The sequence below is a fragment of the Kandleria vitulina DSM 20405 genome (genome assembly GCF_000702065.1).
Lineage (GTDB): Bacteria > Bacillota_I > Bacilli_A > Erysipelotrichales > Coprobacillaceae > Kandleria > Kandleria vitulina.
This window is the reverse complement of sequence record NZ_JNKN01000007.1, coordinates 1-21037: the sequence shown is the minus strand read 5'-3', so window position 1 is coordinate 21037 and position 21037 is coordinate 1. Positions and strand designations below refer to the sequence as shown.

24 protein-coding genes are annotated in these 21037 nt (G+C 36.2%); 17 read left to right on the top strand and 7 right to left on the bottom strand.

Translation table 11 applies throughout. The features are described 5' to 3' along the window. Nucleotides 1-22: 22 nt before the first annotated feature. The 7 genes from holA (at nt 23) to dnaJ (ending at nt 7996) form a co-directional block, all read left to right on the top strand. Nucleotides 23-982, top strand: coding sequence for a DNA polymerase III subunit delta (gene holA, locus T513_RS0103285; protein ID WP_031588925.1), 960 nt, complete (start codon nt 23-25; stop codon nt 980-982). 4 nt (nt 983-986) lie between these two features. After that, nucleotides 987-2198, top strand: coding sequence for an L-serine ammonia-lyase, iron-sulfur-dependent, subunit alpha (locus tag T513_RS0103280; RefSeq protein ID WP_031588924.1), 1212 nt, complete (start codon nt 987-989; stop codon nt 2196-2198). Beyond that, the gene (gene hemW / locus T513_RS0103275; RefSeq protein WP_031588922.1) at nt 2188-3276 is read left to right on the top strand and encodes a radical SAM family heme chaperone HemW; all 1089 of its coding nucleotides are present in this window, start codon (nt 2188-2190) and stop codon (nt 3274-3276) included. The genes T513_RS0103280 and hemW overlap by 11 nt, the downstream gene beginning before the upstream one ends. A gap of 116 nt (nt 3277-3392) precedes the next feature. Continuing rightward, nucleotides 3393-4433: a heat-inducible transcriptional repressor HrcA gene (gene hrcA, locus T513_RS0103270; RefSeq protein ID WP_029070646.1), complete on the top strand. Its 1041-nt coding sequence runs from the start codon at nt 3393-3395 to the stop codon at nt 4431-4433. Between the two features lie 4 nt (nt 4434-4437). Further along, nucleotides 4438-4980 (top strand): nucleotide exchange factor GrpE, encoded by a 543-nt coding sequence (grpE, locus tag T513_RS0103265; protein WP_236700957.1) that lies wholly within the window; start codon nt 4438-4440, stop codon nt 4978-4980. 15 nt (nt 4981-4995) lie between these two features. Continuing rightward, nucleotides 4996-6813 (top strand): molecular chaperone DnaK, encoded by a 1818-nt coding sequence (gene dnaK, locus T513_RS0103260; protein WP_029070644.1) that lies wholly within the window; start codon nt 4996-4998, stop codon nt 6811-6813. 55 nt (nt 6814-6868) lie between these two features. Continuing rightward, nucleotides 6869-7996, top strand: coding sequence for a molecular chaperone DnaJ (gene dnaJ, locus T513_RS0103255; RefSeq protein ID WP_031588921.1), 1128 nt, complete (start codon nt 6869-6871; stop codon nt 7994-7996). Between the two features lie 73 nt (nt 7997-8069). Here dnaJ and rpmB read toward each other — a convergent pair whose 3' ends face one another. Continuing rightward, the gene (gene rpmB / locus T513_RS0103250) at nt 8070-8258 is read right to left on the bottom strand and encodes a 50S ribosomal protein L28 (protein WP_029070642.1); all 189 of its coding nucleotides are present in this window, start codon (nt 8256-8258) and stop codon (nt 8070-8072) included. Between the two features lie 232 nt (nt 8259-8490). Here rpmB and T513_RS0103245 point away from each other — a divergent pair, with 232 nt between their 5' ends. Together T513_RS0103245 and T513_RS0103240 are read left to right on the top strand one after the other, a co-directional pair. Beyond that, a complete protein-coding gene (locus T513_RS0103245; protein ID WP_029070641.1) occupies nt 8491-8844 on the top strand; it encodes an Asp23/Gls24 family envelope stress response protein in 354 nt (117 codons plus the stop codon). An 11-nt stretch (nt 8845-8855) separates the two neighbouring features. Next, the gene (locus tag T513_RS0103240; RefSeq protein ID WP_031588919.1) at nt 8856-10490 is read left to right on the top strand and encodes a DAK2 domain-containing protein; all 1635 of its coding nucleotides are present in this window, start codon (nt 8856-8858) and stop codon (nt 10488-10490) included. Nucleotides 10491-10530: 40 nt separating this feature from the next. Here T513_RS0103240 and T513_RS11915 read toward each other — a convergent pair whose 3' ends face one another. Both T513_RS11915 and T513_RS11680 read right to left on the bottom strand, forming a co-directional pair. Continuing rightward, complete coding sequence (locus T513_RS11915) at nt 10531-10704, bottom strand: helix-turn-helix domain-containing protein (RefSeq protein ID WP_162176416.1); 174 nt, start codon at nt 10702-10704, stop codon at nt 10531-10533. Nucleotides 10705-10712: 8 nt separating this feature from the next. Then, entirely contained in the window at nt 10713-11327 is a 615-nt protein-coding gene (locus tag T513_RS11680) for a hypothetical protein (RefSeq protein WP_031588917.1), read from the bottom strand. A 178-nt stretch (nt 11328-11505) separates the two neighbouring features. Here T513_RS11680 and T513_RS0103230 point away from each other — a divergent pair, with 178 nt between their 5' ends. Beyond that, on the top strand, nt 11506-11709 hold the full coding sequence (locus tag T513_RS0103230) for a hypothetical protein (protein WP_031588916.1): 204 nt from the start codon (nt 11506-11508) through the stop codon (nt 11707-11709). A gap of 2 nt (nt 11710-11711) precedes the next feature. Further along, nucleotides 11712-12404 carry an MFS transporter gene (locus T513_RS0103225; protein ID WP_031588914.1) on the top strand — a complete coding sequence of 231 codons (693 nt, stop codon included), beginning with the start codon at nt 11712-11714 and terminating at the stop codon, nt 12402-12404. 14 nt (nt 12405-12418) lie between these two features. Here T513_RS0103225 and T513_RS0103220 read toward each other — a convergent pair whose 3' ends face one another. From T513_RS0103220 to T513_RS0103210, 3 genes are all read right to left on the bottom strand, one after another. Continuing rightward, a complete protein-coding gene (locus tag T513_RS0103220; protein ID WP_035876536.1) occupies nt 12419-13285 on the bottom strand; it encodes a tRNA 2-thiocytidine biosynthesis TtcA family protein in 867 nt (288 codons plus the stop codon). Further along, nucleotides 13278-14405, bottom strand: coding sequence for a cysteine desulfurase family protein (locus T513_RS0103215; protein ID WP_031588911.1), 1128 nt, complete (start codon nt 14403-14405; stop codon nt 13278-13280). Before T513_RS0103215 ends, T513_RS0103220 begins: the two co-directional genes overlap by 8 nt. A 67-nt stretch (nt 14406-14472) precedes the next feature. Next, nucleotides 14473-14937: a hypothetical protein gene (locus tag T513_RS0103210; protein ID WP_031588910.1), complete on the bottom strand. Its 465-nt coding sequence runs from the start codon at nt 14935-14937 to the stop codon at nt 14473-14475. Between the two features lie 80 nt (nt 14938-15017). Between T513_RS0103210 and recG the strand changes: the two genes are divergently transcribed. From recG to rnc, 3 genes are read left to right on the top strand one after another with little or no spacing between them, the layout of a single operon-like run. After that, nucleotides 15018-17015 carry an ATP-dependent DNA helicase RecG gene (gene recG / locus T513_RS0103205; RefSeq protein ID WP_031588909.1) on the top strand — a complete coding sequence of 666 codons (1998 nt, stop codon included), beginning with the start codon at nt 15018-15020 and terminating at the stop codon, nt 17013-17015. A gap of 32 nt (nt 17016-17047) precedes the next feature. Continuing rightward, complete coding sequence (gene plsX / locus T513_RS0103200; protein ID WP_029070634.1) at nt 17048-18019, top strand: phosphate acyltransferase PlsX; 972 nt, start codon at nt 17048-17050, stop codon at nt 18017-18019. Beyond that, entirely contained in the window at nt 18020-18715 is a 696-nt protein-coding gene (rnc, locus tag T513_RS0103195; protein ID WP_029070633.1) for a ribonuclease III, read from the top strand. Nucleotides 18716-18753: 38 nt separating this feature from the next. Here the strand turns inward: rnc and T513_RS0103190 are convergent, their stop codons facing one another. Continuing rightward, on the bottom strand, nt 18754-19467 hold the full coding sequence (locus tag T513_RS0103190; protein WP_035876533.1) for a YoaK family protein: 714 nt from the start codon (nt 19465-19467) through the stop codon (nt 18754-18756). A gap of 135 nt (nt 19468-19602) precedes the next feature. On the opposite strand from T513_RS0103190, the gene T513_RS0103185 reads away from it, so the two are divergent. The 3 genes from T513_RS0103185 to T513_RS0103175 all read left to right on the top strand — a co-directional run. Further along, entirely contained in the window at nt 19603-20181 is a 579-nt protein-coding gene (locus T513_RS0103185) for a zinc ribbon domain-containing protein (RefSeq protein WP_031588905.1), read from the top strand. 9 nt (nt 20182-20190) lie between these two features. Next, complete coding sequence (locus T513_RS0103180; RefSeq protein WP_029070630.1) at nt 20191-20622, top strand: hypothetical protein; 432 nt, start codon at nt 20191-20193, stop codon at nt 20620-20622. A 177-nt stretch (nt 20623-20799) separates the two neighbouring features. Further along, the coding region (locus tag T513_RS0103175; RefSeq protein WP_029071313.1) for a hypothetical protein at nt 20800-21037 on the top strand (238 nt) is incomplete at its 3' end.

The following is a 21037-nucleotide window of genomic DNA, read 5'->3' as shown; positions in this document are numbered from 1 at the left end:
TAATAAATCCTGGTGATGAAAGATGAACATTGTAATACATGGTGTAGAAAGACTTCTGATGGAAAAGAAGCTCGACGAATTAAAAAAGAAGTATCATTGCTCAGTAGAAGAGATGAATCTCATGAGCTACTACATGGGTGAAACACCTATGTCTCAGGTTTTGGAAGATGCCAAGACACCACCTTTTTTAACAGAATATAAGATGGTTATTATGAAAGAACCATTGTTTCTTACGTCCAAGAAACAAAAGACGGTCAATGAGAATGATGTAGCGATGTTCATTGACTACATTTCACATGATAATCCCACAACAGTATTTGTGATTTATCATGATGAAGGGAATTTTGATGAACGTAAGAAGGTCATGAAGACATTAAGAAAACATGCACAGTTTTTTGAAATGAATCATGTATCATTTAATCAGCTTTATAAGTCTACAAGAGAAGCTATTCGTTCAAGAGGATGCAAGATTGAAGATGAAGCTTTGACATTATTATTAAATCGAATAGGAGAAGATCTCTATGAGATCTCTCATCAGGTAGATAAGCTTTGTCTTTATACTAAAGATATTAAAGTAGAAGATATCAATAAGCTAGTAGCAGCACCGTTAGAAGAGGATGTCTTCGCTTTAACAAATGCGATATTAAAACATGATTTAAATAAGACCATGATGATCTATAAAGACTTAATGGTAACCAATCATGAACCTATTGCACTTATTGGGTTAATCGCTAATTCATTACGTAATCTTTATCAGGTAAAACTTCTTTCTCGAAAAGGATATCAGGATAAAGAAATAGCACGTATGTGTGGATTAAATCCAAGAGCTATTTATCCTATCAGAAAGAATGGGGAAGGTTTCGAAATCAATGAGCTTCTAGAAAAGCTCAATGCCCTTTCTGAATTGGATATTAAGATCAAGACTGGCTTAATAGATAAACAGCGAGGTCTTGAATTATTTTTATTGAATATGGAGTCATAGAAACATGCTGTCATTAAAAGAACTATATAAGATTGGAGTTGGTCCTTCTTCTTCACATACAATGGGACCACAGACTATCGCAAAGATTATCAAGGAAGAATTTCCTCAGGCTACCCATTTTCATGTGGATCTGCATGGATCGTTGGCACTGACAGGAAAAGGACATCTTACTGATCATATTATTGAAAAGACCCTTTCTCCTAAGCCTTGTACATTTTCATTTAAGGCGGATGCCTTGCCTTATCATCCCAATGGGATGATTGTTCATGTGTATCATGGAGAAGAATGCATCAAGAAAGTAGAAGTCTATTCCATTGGAGGAGGGGATGTCTACTTTAAAGGTGATATGGAAAAGGTGCATAAGCATGTCTATCCGCATAAGAATATGCAGGAAATACTTTCATATTGTGACGAAAAAGGCATTTCTCTTTATGATTATGTTATTGAATTTGATGAAGAAGATATACAGGATTACCTTATTAAAGTATTAGAAACGATGTTTGAATGTGTCCAAAGCGGACTACATAAAAGTGGTGTACTACAAGGAAAGCTACAGATCAAACGCGTTGCTAAAGATATGTACAATCAGGCACTCAATACACACAATCCTATGCAAAGAGGAAGATTGTTTGTATCAAGCTACGCCTATGCGGTTGCAGAAGAGAATGCGGATGGCAATACAATTGTTACCGCACCGACATGTGGTGCTAGCGGTGTGGTACCAGCAGTGCTCTATTATGCTTATAAGGAACTTAATATGAGCAAGAAAGATCTTGTGAAGGCTCTAGCAATCGGTGGATTGTTTGGCAATTCGGTAAAGATGAATGCGACAGTATCAGGAGCAGATGGTGGCTGTCAGGCGGAAGTGGGCACAGCGTGTGCGATGGCTTCTGCAATGATGGCATGGATCATGGAACTCAATAATGAGCTCATTGACTATGCGGCAGAAATGGGGCTAGAACACAATCTAGGCTTGACCTGCGATCCTGTCGGAGGCTATGTGCAGATTCCTTGTATTGAACGTAATGCCTTTGCTGCGATGCGCGCGGTGGATGCTGCAATGCTGGCAAGCCAGCTAGGATATGTGAGAAAGAACAAGATTTCCTTTGATGCGGTTGTACGGGTTATGAAGGAAACGGGAAGTGACTTGAATGTAGCCTATAAAGAAACATCGCTTGGAGGATTAGCGAAGGAGATGAACATACATGCAGACTAGCTCCCTGTATGTTCATATTCCTTTTTGTGATCGTATTTGCAGCTATTGTGATTTTGCGAAAGTCTTTTATCGAGAAGATCTTGTCGATCACTATCTTGATCGACTAGAAGAAGAGTTAAAAGAACTACCTGCTACAAAGATGAAAACAATCTATATTGGTGGCGGAACGCCAAGTGCTCTTCAGCTTCATCAATTAGAAAGATTGTTTCAGATGCTTTCAAGCTTCTATGATGAAAAAACAATCGAATATTGCATAGAAGCAAACCCAGAGTCTTTGACTCATGAAAAAATCGATCTGATGATTGCTTATCATATCAACAGGTTAAGCTTAGGTGTACAGTCCTTTAATGAAGAACTGCTTAAGAAGATTGAACGTGTTCATAATAAGGATATGGTAGAAGATGTTATCTTTTATGCCTGCGGCAAAGGGTTAACTAATCTTTCTATCGATTTAATGTATGGACTTCCAACACAGAGCAAAGAGGATATTCTTTATGATCTAGAAGTCGCAAGCCATCTCCCTCTTCAGCATATTTCCTACTACTCATTAATATTAGAAGAAGGAACAAAATTAAATAATGAGCATTATGAAGGATTAAGTGAAGATGAAGATGCCTACTATTCAGATCTTATTGTCAATGAATTAGAAAAGATGGGCTATCATCAATATGAAGTCTCCAATTATGCTAAAGGAGATCATGAATCAGAACATAATAAAGTATACTGGCATTATGAAAACTATTATGGTGTAGGCAGTGGTGCATCGGGAAAGATCGATAACACATTAATTGATCATAGTAGAGCACTGTTTCAATATATTAAAGGGAAAGATACAAGAAGCTATACGACATTAAGTGAAGAAGATACGATGTTCAATCATGTCATGATGTCATTAAGACTACTTGAGGGATTGGATCTTTGTGATTTCTATGAACGCTATCATAAACATGTAGAAGAAGTCTATGGCAAAGCTATTGAGAAGAACAAGGATCATCTTGTGATAGAGAATAATCATCTTCATTGTACAAAACAATCTTTAAAGATATTAAATACTATATTATTGGACTTCCTGGATTAATCCAGGGGTCTTTTTTATGGCAGATAATATTTAGCACTAAAATGTTGACACTGCTAAAAAAACAGGTATAATGAACTTAGCAATTGAATTAGAAGAGTGCTAAAGAGGTGAGAAAGATGCTTACGGCAAGACAATTACTGATATTCAAATATATTGTAGAAGAGTTCATTGCGACAGGTGAGCCAGTTGGAAGTAAGCTTCTTATGACAAAGTATCAATTACCTTACTCGAGTGCCACAATCAGAAATGAAATGAACTTTCTTGAAAAGCAGCACTACCTTGATAAGACGCATACGTCTTCAGGAAGAGTGCCATCCAAGAAGGGCTATCACTTCTATGTGGAAACACTGCTTCAGCCGGATGTGGATGAAACAGTAAAGAATCAGGTATCTACCTTGTTTGCGGATACCAACCGCTCGCTAAATGAAATTATTCAGCAATGTTGCGAAATGTTAAGTCAGCTGACTCATTTAACAACAGTGGCGCTAGGACCTAATTCTAGCTACGAACGTTTTCAGAATGTTACACTTATTCCTTTAGGGAGAAAGAGTGCAACGGCGATTATCGTTACGGATAAGGGACATGTCGAAAACAGAACATTCCCAGTGCGTGATGAGAATATGATGGATGACTTAAGCGCCTGCGTTGATGTCATCAATGAAACGTTAAGAGGAGTTCCCATTAACAATGTTATTGAGAAATTAGAAAATGATGTGAAGCCAATTCTTAATGTGAAAGTGAAGGAACATGAAGTATTGTTCAATGCCTTCTTAGAAGCATTCATGAAGTTTGCTAAAAACAACATCTACTTCTCAGGAAAAGATAACATGCTTTATCAGCCTGAGTACAATGATGTCAATAAGCTAAGAAAGCTTGTCACTGCTTTTGAAAATTCACAGACATGGAATCTTCTTGAGCCATTGACTCAAGAAGAAGGTGTAACAATCAGGATTGGAAATGAAACACCATTTGATGACTTAAATGATGTGTCTGTCATTTCTGCATCATTTGATACGGGAAGCCGCTCGAAGGGCTCTATCTCGGTGATTGGACCAACGCGTATGCCATATGAAAAGGTTGTATCACTAGTAGAGTACATTAGTAAGAATATTGAAAGTCTCATCTTAGATGAGCAAAGAAAAAATGATGAGAGGTAAAACTATGGCAGAAGAAAAGAAAGTCAATGAGACAGAAATGGAAGAAGAAACTGTTGAAGAAACAGTGGATACTCCAGAAGAAAAAGAAGCTGATCCTGAGGCTGAAATCAAGGCCTTAAGTGAAGAAGCAAATAAGTGGAAAACTGAATACTATAAAGTATTTGCAGATATGGAAAATACAAAAAAGAGAATGAACACTGAATTTGAAAATCAGAAAAAGTTCATGATGCAGTCCTTTGTAGAAGAGTTATTGCCAGTCATTGATAACTTTGAAAGATCATTAGCTGCAGAAGCAGGAGATGAAAATCTTAAGAACTTCCTTAAAGGATATCAGATGATCCATGATCAGTTATTAATGATTCTAGAAAAGAATGGTGTAAAAGCCATTGAAGCTGAAGGTAAACCATTTGATCCAAACTTCCATCAGGCAGTAATGACTGAAGAAGTTGAAGGAATGGAACCAAATATGGTTGTAGAAGAACTTCAGAAAGGTTATATGTTAAAAGATCGTGTTGTAAGAGCAACACTTGTGAAAGTAAGTCAGTAATAGGAGGATAAGACTATGAGTAAAATTATCGGTATTGATTTAGGTACTACAAATTCATGCGTTTCTGTAATGGAAAACGGAGAAGCAAAAGTAATTGCAAATGCAGAAGGGGCTAGAACTACACCTTCAGTTGTTGCATTCAAGAACGGAGAAATTATTGTTGGTGAAGCAGCTAAGAGACAGGCTGTCACTAACCCAGAAACAGTGTCTTCAATCAAGAGACATATGGGTACTTCTTATAAAGAACATGTAAATGGTAAAGATTATACACCAGAAGAAATTTCAGCTATGATTCTTCAGAACTTAAAGAAAACAGCTGAATCTTACTTAGGTGAAACAGTTACTAAAGCAGTTATCACTGTTCCTGCATACTTCAATGATGCACAGCGTCAGGCTACTAAAGATGCTGGTAAGATTGCTGGTTTAGATGTAGAACGTATTATCAACGAACCAACTGCAGCAGCATTAGCATTTGGTATTGATAAAATTGAAAAAGAACAGAAAGTTCTTGTATATGACTTAGGTGGAGGAACATTCGACGTTTCTATCCTAGACTTAGCAGACGGTACTTTCGAAGTATTAGCAACTGCTGGTAACAACCACTTAGGTGGGGATGACTTTGATAAAGCTGTAATGGATTGGATGGTATCAGAATTCAAGAAAGAACAGGGTATCGATCTTTCTTCTGATAACATGGCTATGCAGCGTGTTAAAGATGCAGCTGAAAAAGCTAAAAAAGATTTATCTGGTATGATGCAGACTCAGATTTCATTACCATTCATCTCAGCTGGTGCAAATGGTCCAGTACATTTAGATATGACATTAACTAGAGCTAAATTTGATGAATTAACTTCAAGCTTAGTTTCAGCAACTGAAGGACCTGTAAGACAGGCATTATCTGATGCTGGTATGCAGCCATCAGAAATTGATGAAGTATTATTAGTAGGTGGTTCTACTCGTATCATCGCTGTACAGGAATCAGTTAAGAGATTATTAGGAAAAGAACCTAACAAGTCAGTTAACCCTGATGAAGTTGTATCTATGGGTGCTTCTATCCAGGGTGGTGTCATCGCTGGTGATGTTAAAGACGTATTATTACTAGATGTTACTCCATTATCATTAGGTATCGAAACTATGGGTGGTGTAATGACTGTATTAATCGAAAGAAATACAACTATCCCAACTACTAAATCACAGATCTTCTCAACTGCAGCAGATAATCAGCCAGCTGTTGATATCAACGTATTACAGGGTGAAAGATCTATGGCTAAAGATAACAAGCAGTTAGGTTTATTCAAGTTAGATGGTATTGAACCAGCTCCACGAGGTGTTCCTCAGATTGAAGTCACTTTCAACATCGACGTAAACGGTATTGTTAACGTTAAAGCAAAAGATATGAAGACAAACAAAGAACAGTCTATCACTATTCAGAACTCAACTGGTTTAAGTGATGAAGAAATCGATAGAATGGTAAAAGAAGCTGAAGCTAACAAGGCTGAAGATGAAAAGATGAAGAAAGATATCGAAACTAAGAACAAAGCTGAACAGATGATCAATGAAATTGATAAATCATTGGCTACTCAGGGAGATAAGATTTCTGCAGACCAGAAAGCTCAGGCTGAATCATTAAGAGATGAATTAAAGAAAGCTTTAGATGCTAACGATATGGCTACTCTTGAATCTCGTATGAATGAATTAGAACAGATGGCTCAGCAGATGGCAGCATATCAGTATCAGAATGCACAGGGCGGTGCTACTCAGGATGCAGGTGCTACAAATGCCAACAATAACAATGATGATGTTGTAGATGCTGATTTCACTGAAAAGAACTAAAAATATAAGCCAAGGGGGACCTTGGCTTTCTACTATATTATAAGGAGGTTCAATGATGGCAGATAAAAGAGATTATTATGAAGTGCTTGGTATAGATAAGAGTGCTGATGCAACTACCATCAAACGTGCATATCGTAAACTTGCCAAAAAATATCATCCAGATGTCAATAAGGCACCGGATGCTGAAGAAAAATTTAAAGAAGTACAGGAAGCTTACGATGTCCTTTCCGATGCAAATAAGAAAGCAGCCTACGATCGTTATGGACATGCTGCCTTTGATCAAAATGGCGGAGGCGCTGGCGGATTCGGTGGTGGATTTGGCGGATTCGGTGGCTTCGATGATGTCGATCTAGGTGATATCTTCGGTTCATTCTTTGGCGGAGGTCAAAGAAGACAAAGACCAACTGGTCCTCGTCAAGGTGAAGATCGCTTTATGCAGCTTGAAATTGATTTCATGGATGCCATTAAAGGTAAAAAGACAGAAATCAGAATCAATTTCGATGAACCATGTAAAACATGTCATGGTTCAGGTGCAGCTTCTCCACAGGATGTAGAAACATGTTCTCGCTGTGGTGGTAGCGGTACAGTCAGAATGCAGCAGCGTTCACCATTTGGTACAGTCGTAAGAGAAGCTGCCTGTCCAGATTGTAATGGTACAGGTAAGAAAATTAAGAAGATCTGTCCTGATTGTAAAGGAAAAGGATATAACAATAAGAACATCACTGTAGAATTAACAATTCCAGCAGGTATCAATACTCATCAGCAGTTAAGAGTACCAGGAAAAGGTGGAAGAGGAATCAACGGTGGACCTAATGGTGACTTATATGTAGAAATCTATGTAAGACCACATAAACACTTTGTAAGACAGGGAGATAATATCGCAATTGAAGTACCGATTTCTCCTGCTGATGCCGCATTAGGATGCAAGGTGGATGTCCCAACTGTTTATGGTGATGTCAGCATGACTATTCCAGAAGGAACACAGCCAGGTGCTACATTAAGATTAAAAGGTAAAGGTGTTAAATCATTAAGAGGAAATACTTACGGTGATGAGTATGTCACTGTTAAAGTTAAGGTTCCAACTAAGCTCACTAAACAAGAAAAGGAACTTTACAAGAAATTACAGGATGCCTCTAAGAAATCTAGCATCTTTGATCAGTTCAAAAAATCATTTAAATTATAAAAAGAAGGCTTAGGCCTTCTTTTTTGTGCTTATATATAGAAAAAAGGATATGCACTGCATATCCTTGCTTCTATTATCTAGCGTTTTTTCTAAGTGTTCTTAATTCTCTAGCTGTAAGTTTTACTTTAGTTGGCTTACCATCAATAATGATAGTTGCTTTCTGTAAGTTAACGTTCCATCTTCTTCTAGTAGCGTTTAATGCATGAGAACGATTGTTACCTGTCATAGGTCCTTTACCACTTAACTGACTTTTTCTTGACATTTTCTTCACCACCTCTTAAGCTTTCACATACCTTGACATAATACCATTGCAATTTAGAAATTGCAACTACTTTTGCGAAAAAAATCATAATTTAAATAGAAATGAGAGTATTCAAATTATAAAATAATCTTATCTTTGTTGCCTTTTTAATAGCCATACTTTATAATAAAAACGCATATTATGTTAGAAAAAATATTTTAAATATCAAACATAATGGTAGAGGAGGATAATTATGATTCAAAAATCAACAGAACTTGGACATATTGAATTATCTAATGATGTTATTGCAACTATTTGTGGTGGAGCTGCCACTGAATGTTACGGGGTAGTTGGAATGGCTAGCCAGAAGATGATCGATGGGATCTATGATCTTCTTAAGAAAGAAAACTATTCAAAAGGTATAAAAGTTGAAAATGGTGAAACAGGTGCCATTATTTCACTATATGTAATTGTCGGATACGGCGTAAAGATTTCTGAAATCGTATATGAAGTTCAGAAAAAAGTAAAATACGTTCTTGAAAAAACATTGGACATTAATATTGAAGCAGTTAATGTTTATGTACAAAGTATCAGAGTCATGGATTAATGGAGGAAGTTATGAAAATCATTGACGGAAAAATGTTTAGACAGATGATTGTCACTGGGGCAACTGTTCTCCATAACAATCATCCTGAAATTGACGCGTTAAATGTATTCCCAGTACCTGATGGCGATACTGGTACTAATATGTCATTAACTTTTACAAGTGGAGCAACTGAAGTTGAACGTCTACAGAGTGAAAGAGTTGATGAAATTGCAAAAACATTATCTAAAGGATTATTAATGGGAGCAAGAGGTAACTCAGGTGTTATCCTTTCTCAGATCTTTAGAGGTGTTTCTAAATCCTTAAAAGGAAAAGAAACTGCTAATGCCAACGATTTAGCAGATGCTTTCATGCAAGGATCAAAAGTGGCTTATAAGGCCGTAATGAAACCTACTGAAGGAACTATTCTTACAGTCATCAGAGAATCTGCAGAAGCGGCTAAGGCTTATGTAACAGAAGATATGGAAATCGAAGATTATTTCTCATACTTCGTTAAAGCAGCTAATGAATCATTGGATCGTACACCAGAATTATTGCCAGTTTTAAAAGAAGTTGGCGTAGTCGATTCAGGTGGAGCAGGGCTATTATTAGTATTGACTGGTTTCATGTCAGCATTAGCTGGTGAAGAAATTGAACGTGTTGATATTAATGAAGAAGAAGTTAAAAATCAGCAGGCTCTTGAAAGAGCTGAAAAAGCTGGCATCAAGGCTAACTTTGGCTATAGAACAGAATTTATGCTTGATATCGCTGAAGGAAAAGAAAGTGCCTTTAATGCAGAAAACTTCCAGAATGAATTAGAAAGAATTCCAGGAGAACGTATTACAATCGTTCAGGATGGCAATATCGTAAGAGCTAAGCTTTATACTAAAAAGCCAGGTAATGCCTTAAATATTGCTCAGCGTTTTGGTGAATTCTTAACAGTAGATATTGAAAACCCTAATGCTAAAGATGTAGAAAAGAAAGAGATTGTCGAAGAAGTTCCTGAAAAGGACATTGCGGTCATCTCAGTAGCTGCAGGAAGCGGTATTAAAGCAACATTCGAAGAATTGCACTGTGATCATGTCGTATCAGGTGGACAGACAATGAACCCTGCTACAGAAGATCTTGTTAAAGCAATCAGAGGTGTACATGCTAAACATGTTATCGTATTGCCTAATAACTCTAATATCGTTATGACAGCTCAGCAGGCTGCTACTGTCTTAGAAGACGAAATCGATGTGATCGTTATTCCTACTAAGACAATTCCTCAGGGATTGTCAGCTTGTATCATGTTTAACCCAGAAGCATCATTAGAAGATAATGTTTCAGAAATGAAAGATGCTATGGAAAACGTGAAAACAGGACAGGTTACATTCGCAGTAAGAGATACAAACATTGATGGTGTAGAAGTAACAGCTAACCAGTATATGGCTCTTTGCAATAAGACAATTACTGCCTGTGTACCAGAAAAGATGGATGCTTTAAAGAAATCATTAGAAGGATTAGTCGATGACGATTCAGAAATCATCACATTAATCTGTGGTGAAGATGTCACTGACGAAGAAAAAGAAGAAGCACAAGCATATATTGAAGAAACATATGAAGATGCTGAATTAGAAATGATCGATGGTCTTCAGCCAGTTTATTCATTTATTATTGGTGTAGAATAATATAAACCCCCTAATAGACAGATGTCTATTAAGGGGTTTTTTATTCAATCAATAAGGATAACAGTTTAATAGAATACTCATAAGAAAAGAGATCATCACTATCTTTTAGATTAATATGAAAGAGATCTTTCATCTTAGAAAAACGATAGAACAACGTTGACTTATGAATAAATAACGCTTTAGCTGTTTCAGGAGCATTCCGATTACATTTCAAATAAGTCGTCAAGGTCTTAAGATATTCTGTCTTCTTCTTTTTATCATACCTATTAATTTGATGGCAGGATGAATAGAAGCTTTCATTTCATCTTGACGATTACTCAAATAGAAAATATGAGTAAAATAGAATTCACTGTAGTTATAGGTAACATTCTCATCATATCTAATTAAATTGTATTTCAGCTGTTCAATAGATTGAGAGGCATAGATATTGGCATGAAGAAGATTAGTGAAGCTATAGCTGATAGCAGCTTTCATAAGATTCATCTTCAAGAAAGAATCAAAGCGTGTCTTTATTGAAGAGAGATACTTATTGTAGTCATTAGAAGAAACTAAGGTAATAAAATAATTCCCATCAATATTGGTAAGAGCATTTCTAAATATTGAGTTCAATTGAATCCAGTAATAGTTAGAAGGAAGACGCTTGTGTCTTACATCTACAAATCCACTGACAATAAAGAAATACTTTGTTTGTGGCTTCATCTTCAATTCAATTATCGCCTGTTTAATTTCTTCTTGTGTATCAAAGTGAGAAGATAATAGATTCTTAAAGAAGATATCATGCTGAAGGGCAAAAGGATTTTGATAGATATCATCTTTTTGTAATTGAACAGAGATCATCTAACCCATTTCCAGCATGCAATACACTAAATAAGGCCTGCTTGCTTTGCATAATACGGTCATATTTACTTAAAAGATCAGAGATTGTATTGTAGAGATCAAAAAGATCTATGTTTTCTTTTATATACAGCACTTCTTCTTTTAGAGGAAGTGCTGTATTGACATAGACTGTTACAAAATGAGCGGTAGCTCATTATCCATTGTCTTCTCTCTTGCGGTAGGACCCATTACCTTGATTGGGGGAGGAAAGCTCATAAAAAAAGTGGGAACAAGCGTTCTTATTATTGTTGGCAGTATCTGGTTTGGTCTAGGAATGATCATTTCAGGTTTTTCTAACAGCAAAATAATGCTGATGGGGGATTTGGCTTATCCTGTGGATTAGCAATGGGACTTACCTATGGCTGTGTTGTCAGCAATTGTTGCGTGAAGTTCTTCCCAGATAAAAGAGGTCTTGTAGGTGGTATTACAACAGCCTCTTATGGATTAAGTTCGGTCATTGTTCCTCTGATTGCCAATCGTATCATAGCGAATGCCGGTGTTCCTAATGCCTTCAAGATATTAGGTCTTGGCATTATCATTAAAGATGGGGCGATGGCTGTTTCCATCTTGGCTTTATTCAACACGGGAGGAAGAATCATTGGTGGCTTCATCTCTGATCGTATTGGTCAGCTTAATATGCTGATGAGTTCAGTAGCTGGTCTTTTCTTATTAATGATTTCTAAAGCCCATCAAATTATTCCATTTTATGATATGGCTAATATCATGATATTAAGTTCACTTTCTCGTTTCATCCAGTTCTTGGTTGTCCCATTAAGTGTCATTGTTTTCTACTTTAATCTTAATAAAGAAGAAGTACTCTCTGCTACAAAGAACTTTGCAACTGATGTCATTATTCCTGTAGCTGCCATCATCTTCTCATTATTCTTAGTCATCAAGTTTGACTGGGTTTCACAATTTAGTATTGTTTCAACAGATGGAACATCTGTCTTAAATATTGCTGCGATTGTTGCAGTAGTGATCAGCTATATCATCTTGCCAGTGGTATTGCTGATATGGAAAAATACACGTAAAGCATAAAGAAAAGCTGTGGATTAGAATCTTTCGATTTCTTCCACAGCTTTATATTTTTCTTCTTCGTAGTATTCATCAAGGAAACTGTATGTTTCACCATCTTTTTTCCAGTTCATCACACAGTCAAGATTGACATTATGCATCGCAATGAAGATATTCTGCGCTACTTTTGGATTTTTCTTTTCCATGCGCTTGATAAGTGTCTTCATTTCTTTACGTTTGCTTGTACCATCATCAATAAGTGAGCAGCCTTCAGTAAAGCGGCAGGCACAGTTGATGAATGTCAAGTCATTAGCATTTCTCCAATTGATGATTGCTTCTTCTCTGACCTTAAATAAAGGACGAATAACTTCTAATCCATCATAGTGATCACTATGAAGCTTAGGCATCATAGTCTTGATTTCTGAACCATAGAACATTGACAATAATGTCGTTTCAATAACATCATCAAAATGATGACCAAGGGCAATCTTATTGCAGCCAATAGATTGCGCATGCTTATAAAGATAGCCACGTCTCATCTTGGCACAGAAGTAACAAGGCTGTTTAAATGCACCACCGGAAACAGAATCAAAGATATCTGTTTCAAAGACTTCTAGTGGAATGCCCATAAGCTTGGCATTATCTTCGATGATTCCTCTGTTGTATTCATTATATCCAGGATCCATGCAGACGAAATGGGCTTCAAAGTGAACCTTTCCATGTCTTTGAATTTCCTGAATACATTTCGCTAAAAGCATTGAATCTTTTCCACCGCTGATGCAGACCATGATCTTATCGCCTTCCTGAATCAGTTCATATTCAGTGACAGCTTTACAGAAAGGTCTCCAGATGGCTTTACGATATGTTTTGATAATACTTCTTTCTATTTCTTTAATCTTATCCATTTTCAAATATATCCTTATAACAAATTGTAAATGCTTTAAAGAAAGCATCAAGTTCTTCTTCTGTCGTCATATAAGAAAGACTTAATCTTAATGATGTACTAGCAAGCTTCTTATCTTTAGTTAAAGCAAAGACAATCTTGCTTGGTGCATTTGTAGGACAACATGAAGTCTTTGTAGAAAGATAGATTTCATGTTGCTCAAGCATCTCACTAAAAGCTTCAGCACGTACTGATTTGACAGAAAAATTGACGACATACGCATCTGAATAGCGCGTATTGTTAATATGAATCATTTCATAAGAAGATAGGAACTCTAAAATCTTGGTCTGTAGCTTCTTGACATAGACTTCTCTTTCTTTTTGATGAGTCATTGCCAAATCTAATGCAACATCACATGCAACAACATTGGCAAGCATCGGTGTCCCACTACGATAGATGGAAGTGCTCTTTCCGCCATCCATCTGGATCTTTAAGCCGATGTTCTTCTTTTTGACAAGAACACCAGTACCATTGATGCCACCAAATTTATGAGGAGTAAAGGTGATGAGATCGACATCATCATAGTTGATATCAACTTTCCCAATAGCCTGAGAAGCATCTACATGAAAATAAAGCTGAGGATAATTCTTCAAGAATGAAGCTAATCCTTCAATATCCTGTCTAATGCCAAGCTCACTATCTACTGCCGCAATGGCTACGAGGATGGTATCATCTCTGATCATCCATTCTAGTTCATCACGATCAATACGTCCATCTTGATCGACGGGAGCTAGTTCTACTTCAAATCCCATTTCCTGCATGCGCATAGCACTAGAAACAAGTGAGTTATGTTCCATAGAACCAATGATAATATGTTTTCCTTTATTTCTGTATCTCTCGCAAATTCCTTTAATCGCAAGGTTGTTGGATTCAGTTGCGCCTGAAGTAAAAATCAATTCATCCCTTGTCACATTGAAATAGTTCGCAATGTGATCAGCGCTCTTATTTAAAAGATCCTCTGCTTCACGTCCCAGCTTGTGAATAGAATTAGGATTTGCATAGATGTTTTTAGTGACTTCATAGAAACGATCTAGAACCTGTTGTTCTACTGGAGCGTTTGCACAATAATCTAAATAAACCAAATTCATCCCCTCTTTCTTACAAACACTATAATTATATGAATTCATGAAAATATGTCAATAAATCAAACTAAATAAGTGATATAAGCAAAGCGAGAAAGGTAATGGCGGGGATTCCAAGAAGAACACGGATAAGTTCCTGTCCATTTCTTTGATGATGACATCTTCCTGTTGCCTCTTTATGCATATATCTTCTATAGACCCATCGATATATTTTATTGATAAGAAGATCATCAAGAATAAAATCATCGTAGAGTTCAGCACAAATAAAAATAGAAAGCATACGAAATACAATGGTAAAGAAAGAATGCTCATTGAGTCCTGATAAGATGAAAATAAGACAAGTACAAACAAAAGTGAATATCATAAAAACATAGCCCAATGTCTTATTGAAATCACTGCTTTCAGGATAATCAATTTCACCTAGTTCATGCAAAGAAACATGCTTTGCAAGAGAAGGGAAGAAACGATAGATTGAAAAATATTGTACTGTAGATAAAAGCAGCTGAATGCTGATAAAAAGAATTGTTTTCATATAATCACCTATCAATAGTGTAGGTATATTTTTCAATCTTGTCAAAATAATATATAATAGTTGAAAAAGGAGGTGTGCATATGGATGAATTGAAGAAACTTACAACAAGTGAAAAGAGAAAATCTCTTTTTTTAGAAATGGGCATTTCTACCTTGCAGGATGTCGTGATGCACCTTCCTTATAGATATGATGAAATAGAAGAATGCTTTGAGGATGATAAAGTTATCGCAGAAGGAACTGTGCTAGAAAATGCGAAAGTGTTCTTCAAGGGAAGACTATCTAGATTAAGTGTTAAGGTTCTTATCAAGAATGAAGAATATACTGTGACGATCTTCAATAGACACTTTTTACGACAGCATCTTTCTTTAGGAAAGATTGTCACTATCATTGGGAAAAAAGAAGGTCATCGCATTACCGCAAGTCAGCTTTTATTAAAGGGGCTGGATGAACAAAAAGGAATGCATTCTGTCTATTCTTTAAAAGAAGGAATGACGGATAAGATGTTTTCTGGATATGTAAAGAAGGCTTTATCGCTTATCGGTGATAAACTAGAAGACTTCGTACCACTTGACTATAAAAGAAAATATGGCTTTAAAGATAAATATGCATCTCTTATGAAAGTCCATTTCCCTAAGAACAAGGAAGAAATGATAGAGGGGATGAAGCATCTTAAATATGAAGAGTTCCTCAAGTTTCAATTGACGATGCAGTATATTAAATTAGAAAGAGAACAAGAAGCAGGCATTGCCAAGATATTCTCACATCAGGAGATGAATGCATTTATTAAGACATTGCCATTTAAGCTCACTATCGACCAGCAGAAAGCTTGTCTAGAAATCTTTGCGGACATTGAAAAGCCAGCCATGATGTATCGCTTTTTACAGGGAGATGTAGGAAGTGGAAAGACGGTTGTAAGTTCACTTGCTTTATATGCAAACTACTTGTCACATTACCAGGGAGCATTGATGGCACCAACGGAAGTGCTTGCCACTCAGCATTATGAGACATTGAAGTCTTTCTTTAAAAATACAGATCTTTCATTGGCGCTTCTTGTTGGATCACTTTCTATAAAGGAAAAAGAAGATATTTATGAAAAGCTCGAACAAGGGGAAATAGATATAATTGTTGGGACACATGCGCTTTTTCAAGAAAAGGTCAATTATAAGAACTTAGGATTAGTCATCACTGATGAACAGCATCGTTTTGGTGTAAGACAAAGACAGGCTTTAAAGAATAAAGGAAAGAATGTGGATTTTCTGTTAATGTCAGCAACACCAATTCCGCGTACATTGGCTTTAGCTATCTTTGGAGATATGGATGTATCAGAAATTCATTCTATGCCAGCAGGAAGACTGCCGGTGAAGACGAAGTATTTTAAAGGCAACAGCATGAAGCCTTTTCTTTCTCATCTGATTTCTTATCTTAATGAAGGAGGACAGGTCTACGTCATTACATCCATGATTGAAGATAATGAAGATTATCCTTTAAAAAGTGCAACTCAGGTCTATGACGCAATGAGTCGTTATTTTAAAGGTCATTATCAGGTAGGATTATTGCATGGAAACATGAAAGAAGAAGAAAAAAGACAGGTCATGAATGATTTTCATGATCGAAAGATCCAAATTCTTGTTTCTACTACCGTGGTAGAGGTAGGCATTGATGTAAAGAATGCAAATATGATGATCATCTATGATGCTGAGCGTTTTGGCTTGTCATCAATTCATCAGTTAAGAGGTCGTGTTGGCAGGGGAGGCGAACAGTCTTATTGTTACCTGTTGTCAAATGCGACAAATAAGGAAGCGATTGATCGTCTTCAGTTTATGGAAAATCATACGGATGGCTATGAGATTTCACAGTATGATCTAGAAATCAGAGGTCCAGGGGAAGTATTGGGTCAAAGACAAAGTGGGGTTAACCAGTTTGTTTTAGGTGATGCAATCAAGGACTTTGATCTATTGAGAATGGCAAGAAACGATGCAATCGAGATGATTGAAAGCTATTATAAGTATAATGAATATAGTGAATATCTTTCAGTCATAAAACAAAATATAAAAACAGGTAATGAATATGTGGATTAACTGTGGTATAATCGCCAATGAGGTGAATGCAAATGAAATTAGCTATTGATGCTATGTCAGGTGACTTAGGGTGTGCACCTGTCATTGAAGCTTGTGAAGGTTTTGCAAAAGATCACAAGGATGTAGAACTCTTTGTGACAGGAAAAAAAGAAGAATTAGAAGCATTGCGTGTTTTTGATAATATTACAATTGTAGATGCCAGAGATGTTGTTAAGATGACAGACAGTCCTCTTGGTGTAAGAAGACAGAAAGAGTCATCAATGGTAAAGGCATTGATGATGGCACGTAATAACGAAGTAGATGGGGTTGTCTCATGTGGATCAACAGGTGCCTTCTATACAGGTGCGATGCTCTTTGTAAAAAGAATTGCGGGTGTTGAAAAATCATGTCTTATGGCCACATTGCCTACTTTAAATAAAAGAGGAACTTGTCTTCTAGATGTAGGTGCCAACTCAGAAAACACTGCTGAACAGTTGAAGCAGTTTGGTCTTATGGGTTCTTTATATAGTGAACTTGTAAGAGGTGTTAATAAGCCTAAGGTTGCCTTATTGAACATTGGTGCAGAAGACCATAAGGGCGATGAAATGCATCAGGAAGCCTATAAGCTTCTTAAAGATTCATCACTTAACTTCGTTGGCAATATTGAAGGTAGAGAATTATTAGATGGTGATGTAGATGTTGTCGTAACAGATGGATTTAGTGGCAATATCGCATTAAAATCAATGGAAGGTACAGCTCTTACAGTCATGAAGATTGTCAAGAATGGTTTGCTTTCTTCTACATTAAGCAAGATTGGGGCACTTCTTGCAAAAGGTTCATTAAAATCAAGTCTATCAGAATTTGATTATAAATCAGTAGGGGGAGCCCTAATGATGGGATTCACTAAAGCTATCGTAAAAGCGCATGGTGGATCTGATGCTAAAGCATTTAGAAGTGCGATGGAACTTGCCTATACAATGGTAGAAAATGATGTTGTAGAAAAGATGAAAGAGGGATTGGAGTAAGTGAAAATATTAGATTTCTTGCAAAAAGAAGGTATTCCTTTTAAGCGTTTATCTCTTTATAAGGAAGCTTTCACACATTCATCCTATGCTAATGAAGCTTCAAGAAACATTCGTGATTATGAACGTTTAGAGTTCATGGGTGATGCTGTCTTACAGCTTTATGTTTCTGATTATATCTTTAACAAGTTTCCTTCTTATCCAGAAGGATCACTAACAACATTGCGTAGTAAGCTTGTAAGAGAAGAATCATTATCTCGTTTTGCGGTTGAACTTGGACTAGATGACCTTCTTCTTCTTGGTGTAGGAGAAGAACGTACTGGTGGAAGAAAACGTTCAAGTGTTCTATGTGATATCTTTGAATCATTTGTGGGTGCTGTCTATCTTGATTGTGGTAAAGATGAAGTTATCAAGATATTAGAGAGAACTGTCTTTAAGCATGTTAAAGATCTTGATGATTATGATGATATCAGAGACTACAAGACAAGACTTCAGGAACTTATTCAGGCTGATGAAAGAAAATCTGTAGAATATCGTCTTGTCAGTGCAACAGGACCAGCCAATGCACCAATCTTTGAAATTGAAGCAATGACTGAAGAAACTGTTCTTGGTAGAGGAAAAGGAACAAGCAAAAAGCGAGCAGAACAGCATGCAGCTAAGGATGCATTAGAAAAACTTGCTAAACATAAAAGAAAATAAGAGCCAATAACTTTCGTTATTGACTCTTTTTTTAATTATTAATGTCCACTTGGAACTCTCTTGCCAAGAAGAAGACGTTCAGTTGTAAGATCAGCACGAAGCAGATTAATAAAGATTATAAATAATGGAATATCCGCAAATAATAAAACTTTTGTATGGAACTTAAGTCCAAGAAGCGAACAAAAGGCAGCACCTAAACAGAAAGAAACAACCATTCCGCCATGTCTTGTCCATTTTTTAAGATAAGTCTTTTCATATGGCTTTCTCATCCATCTTGTAAAGAAGCTGCCAGTCTGTCTTACATGATTAGTAATAAAGATGGTAGCCATTCCGATGCCTTCAGCACTTCTGAATGTGTTAAATTGCATTGCACATAAGAAGTTGATGGTAATAGAATATATCAAGGCCGGTGTATGAATAGGCGCAATAGCCAATGTCGTAATGACAAGCATATCTAAAAATACTAAAATGGTATCCCATCTTAATAGACGTTTCTTGCTGATAAGCCAGGCTGCCTGTTCAGAAATAATTGTACCGATAAAATAAGCACCAATTGATAAAAAGATGGACAATGCACTACTGAAATTCCTTGTTCCAATGGCAATGCCAAGAAGAGCAATATTAACAGTCTGAGCATTGGCAAATGAACCACCTTTTACTGAAATTGTAAATCCCCCATAAAATCCTGCAACAAAAATCAGTAATAAGAATACATAATATTTTTCACATTCTAAATATTTTTTTTCATCCATAATATATATCACCGCGTTCATTATAGTTTTGTTTTGGTAAAAAATAAAGTTATATTTTCATGTAAACGCTTTACCGCTTGATTAAATTTCATATTTGTGTTTAATAGTTATTATTAAACTAAAGGAGAAGTAGCTATGGATCAGATGTTCTGGACATGTGAGATGTGTGGACATAAAAATAGAATAGGTGAAACATTCTGCTCGCAGTGTGGTCATAAGGCGACAAACTTTGAAATATCTGAAGCTTTAAAACACGCTGGCGTGAAAGAAGAATCGGAGAGTGATTTTACACGAATCATGAAGAGAGCAGATCTTCCTCTTGAAGATAAGCACGAACAAGTTCCTTATAGAAGACGTGCACAAGAAGCAGAAATATCTGATTCTGTAAGGAAGTTAAGTGAGGAACTTAATCATAAGAGACATTATCCTATTGTAGATAAAGCCACAAAGATCTTGCAGATTATAAGTGTTATTTGTTTATTGTTCTCTGTTGTCATGTATATAGTCAATGGCTACTACAATGGCATCGGAAAGATTGCTCATAATATTTATTCATCGATATGGCATTTGTTTGTTAATACGTACAATTATTTCTTTAATATTCAGTTTAACAATAATATGGTTGTACGCTTCTTCGCATTGATCTTCAAGAATCTTTCTAAGATGATTGAAATTATCATTAAAAATATTACCAACTTAACAAAGTCACTGTAGGAGGTACTTATGTTTTCATTGTTTTATAATTTAGCTAAAATCATCAATTTCATTAATGCTTCGGCAGTGATTGCCTTGCTTGTCATGATTATTGTTTCATTGTTTAAGCCAGTCAAGCTACCTAATTATGATGATATCTACGACTATGTCAAAAGATGCTTTATGGTATCACTTATTTTCATGTTTGCATCATGGCTTGTCGTTTCAGCACAGGATGAAACATCCATATTCAAGATGTATTCCACAATTGCCGGTGGATTTAGAGATATGGGAATGTTCTGGTTTGTAGTAGCTATCACGTATATGATTACACCTTTTGTGATCTCTATTGCTGGAAATGGAAGAGAAGAATTAAGAAAACCATTTAATCTCTTTAGAAACCATGCCTTTATCATGGGTGCAATTTGTGCGCTTATTTCGTTCTTATTAAAGATTGATTAATCTCTCTCATGAGAGATTTTTTTATAAAGTTCCCGACAGAAAACCCACGTGCCTTTAGACCGTGGGATGAATGACGGTTAGAATATATATTTTACTAGAATAAATATCAGTAAAATATATGGTATAATATACATACAGGAAATCCTATTTCCGAGTCTTTAGAAAGGAGAAAGCTGTATGCATCTTACCGTAAAACAACAAGTAAAGCGTCTTTCAAAGGAAGATTACAGAACTATAAGAGAACTGTGCCATATAGCAAAGAATCTTGCCAATGAAGCCATTTACAATGTAAGACAGTATTACTTTTCTGAGGGCGAGTTTTTAAAATACGAAAAGAATTACACTCTTTTAAAGAACAGCCCTAACTACAAAGCGTTAAACTCTAACATGGCACAGCAGATCCTGAAAGAGGTTG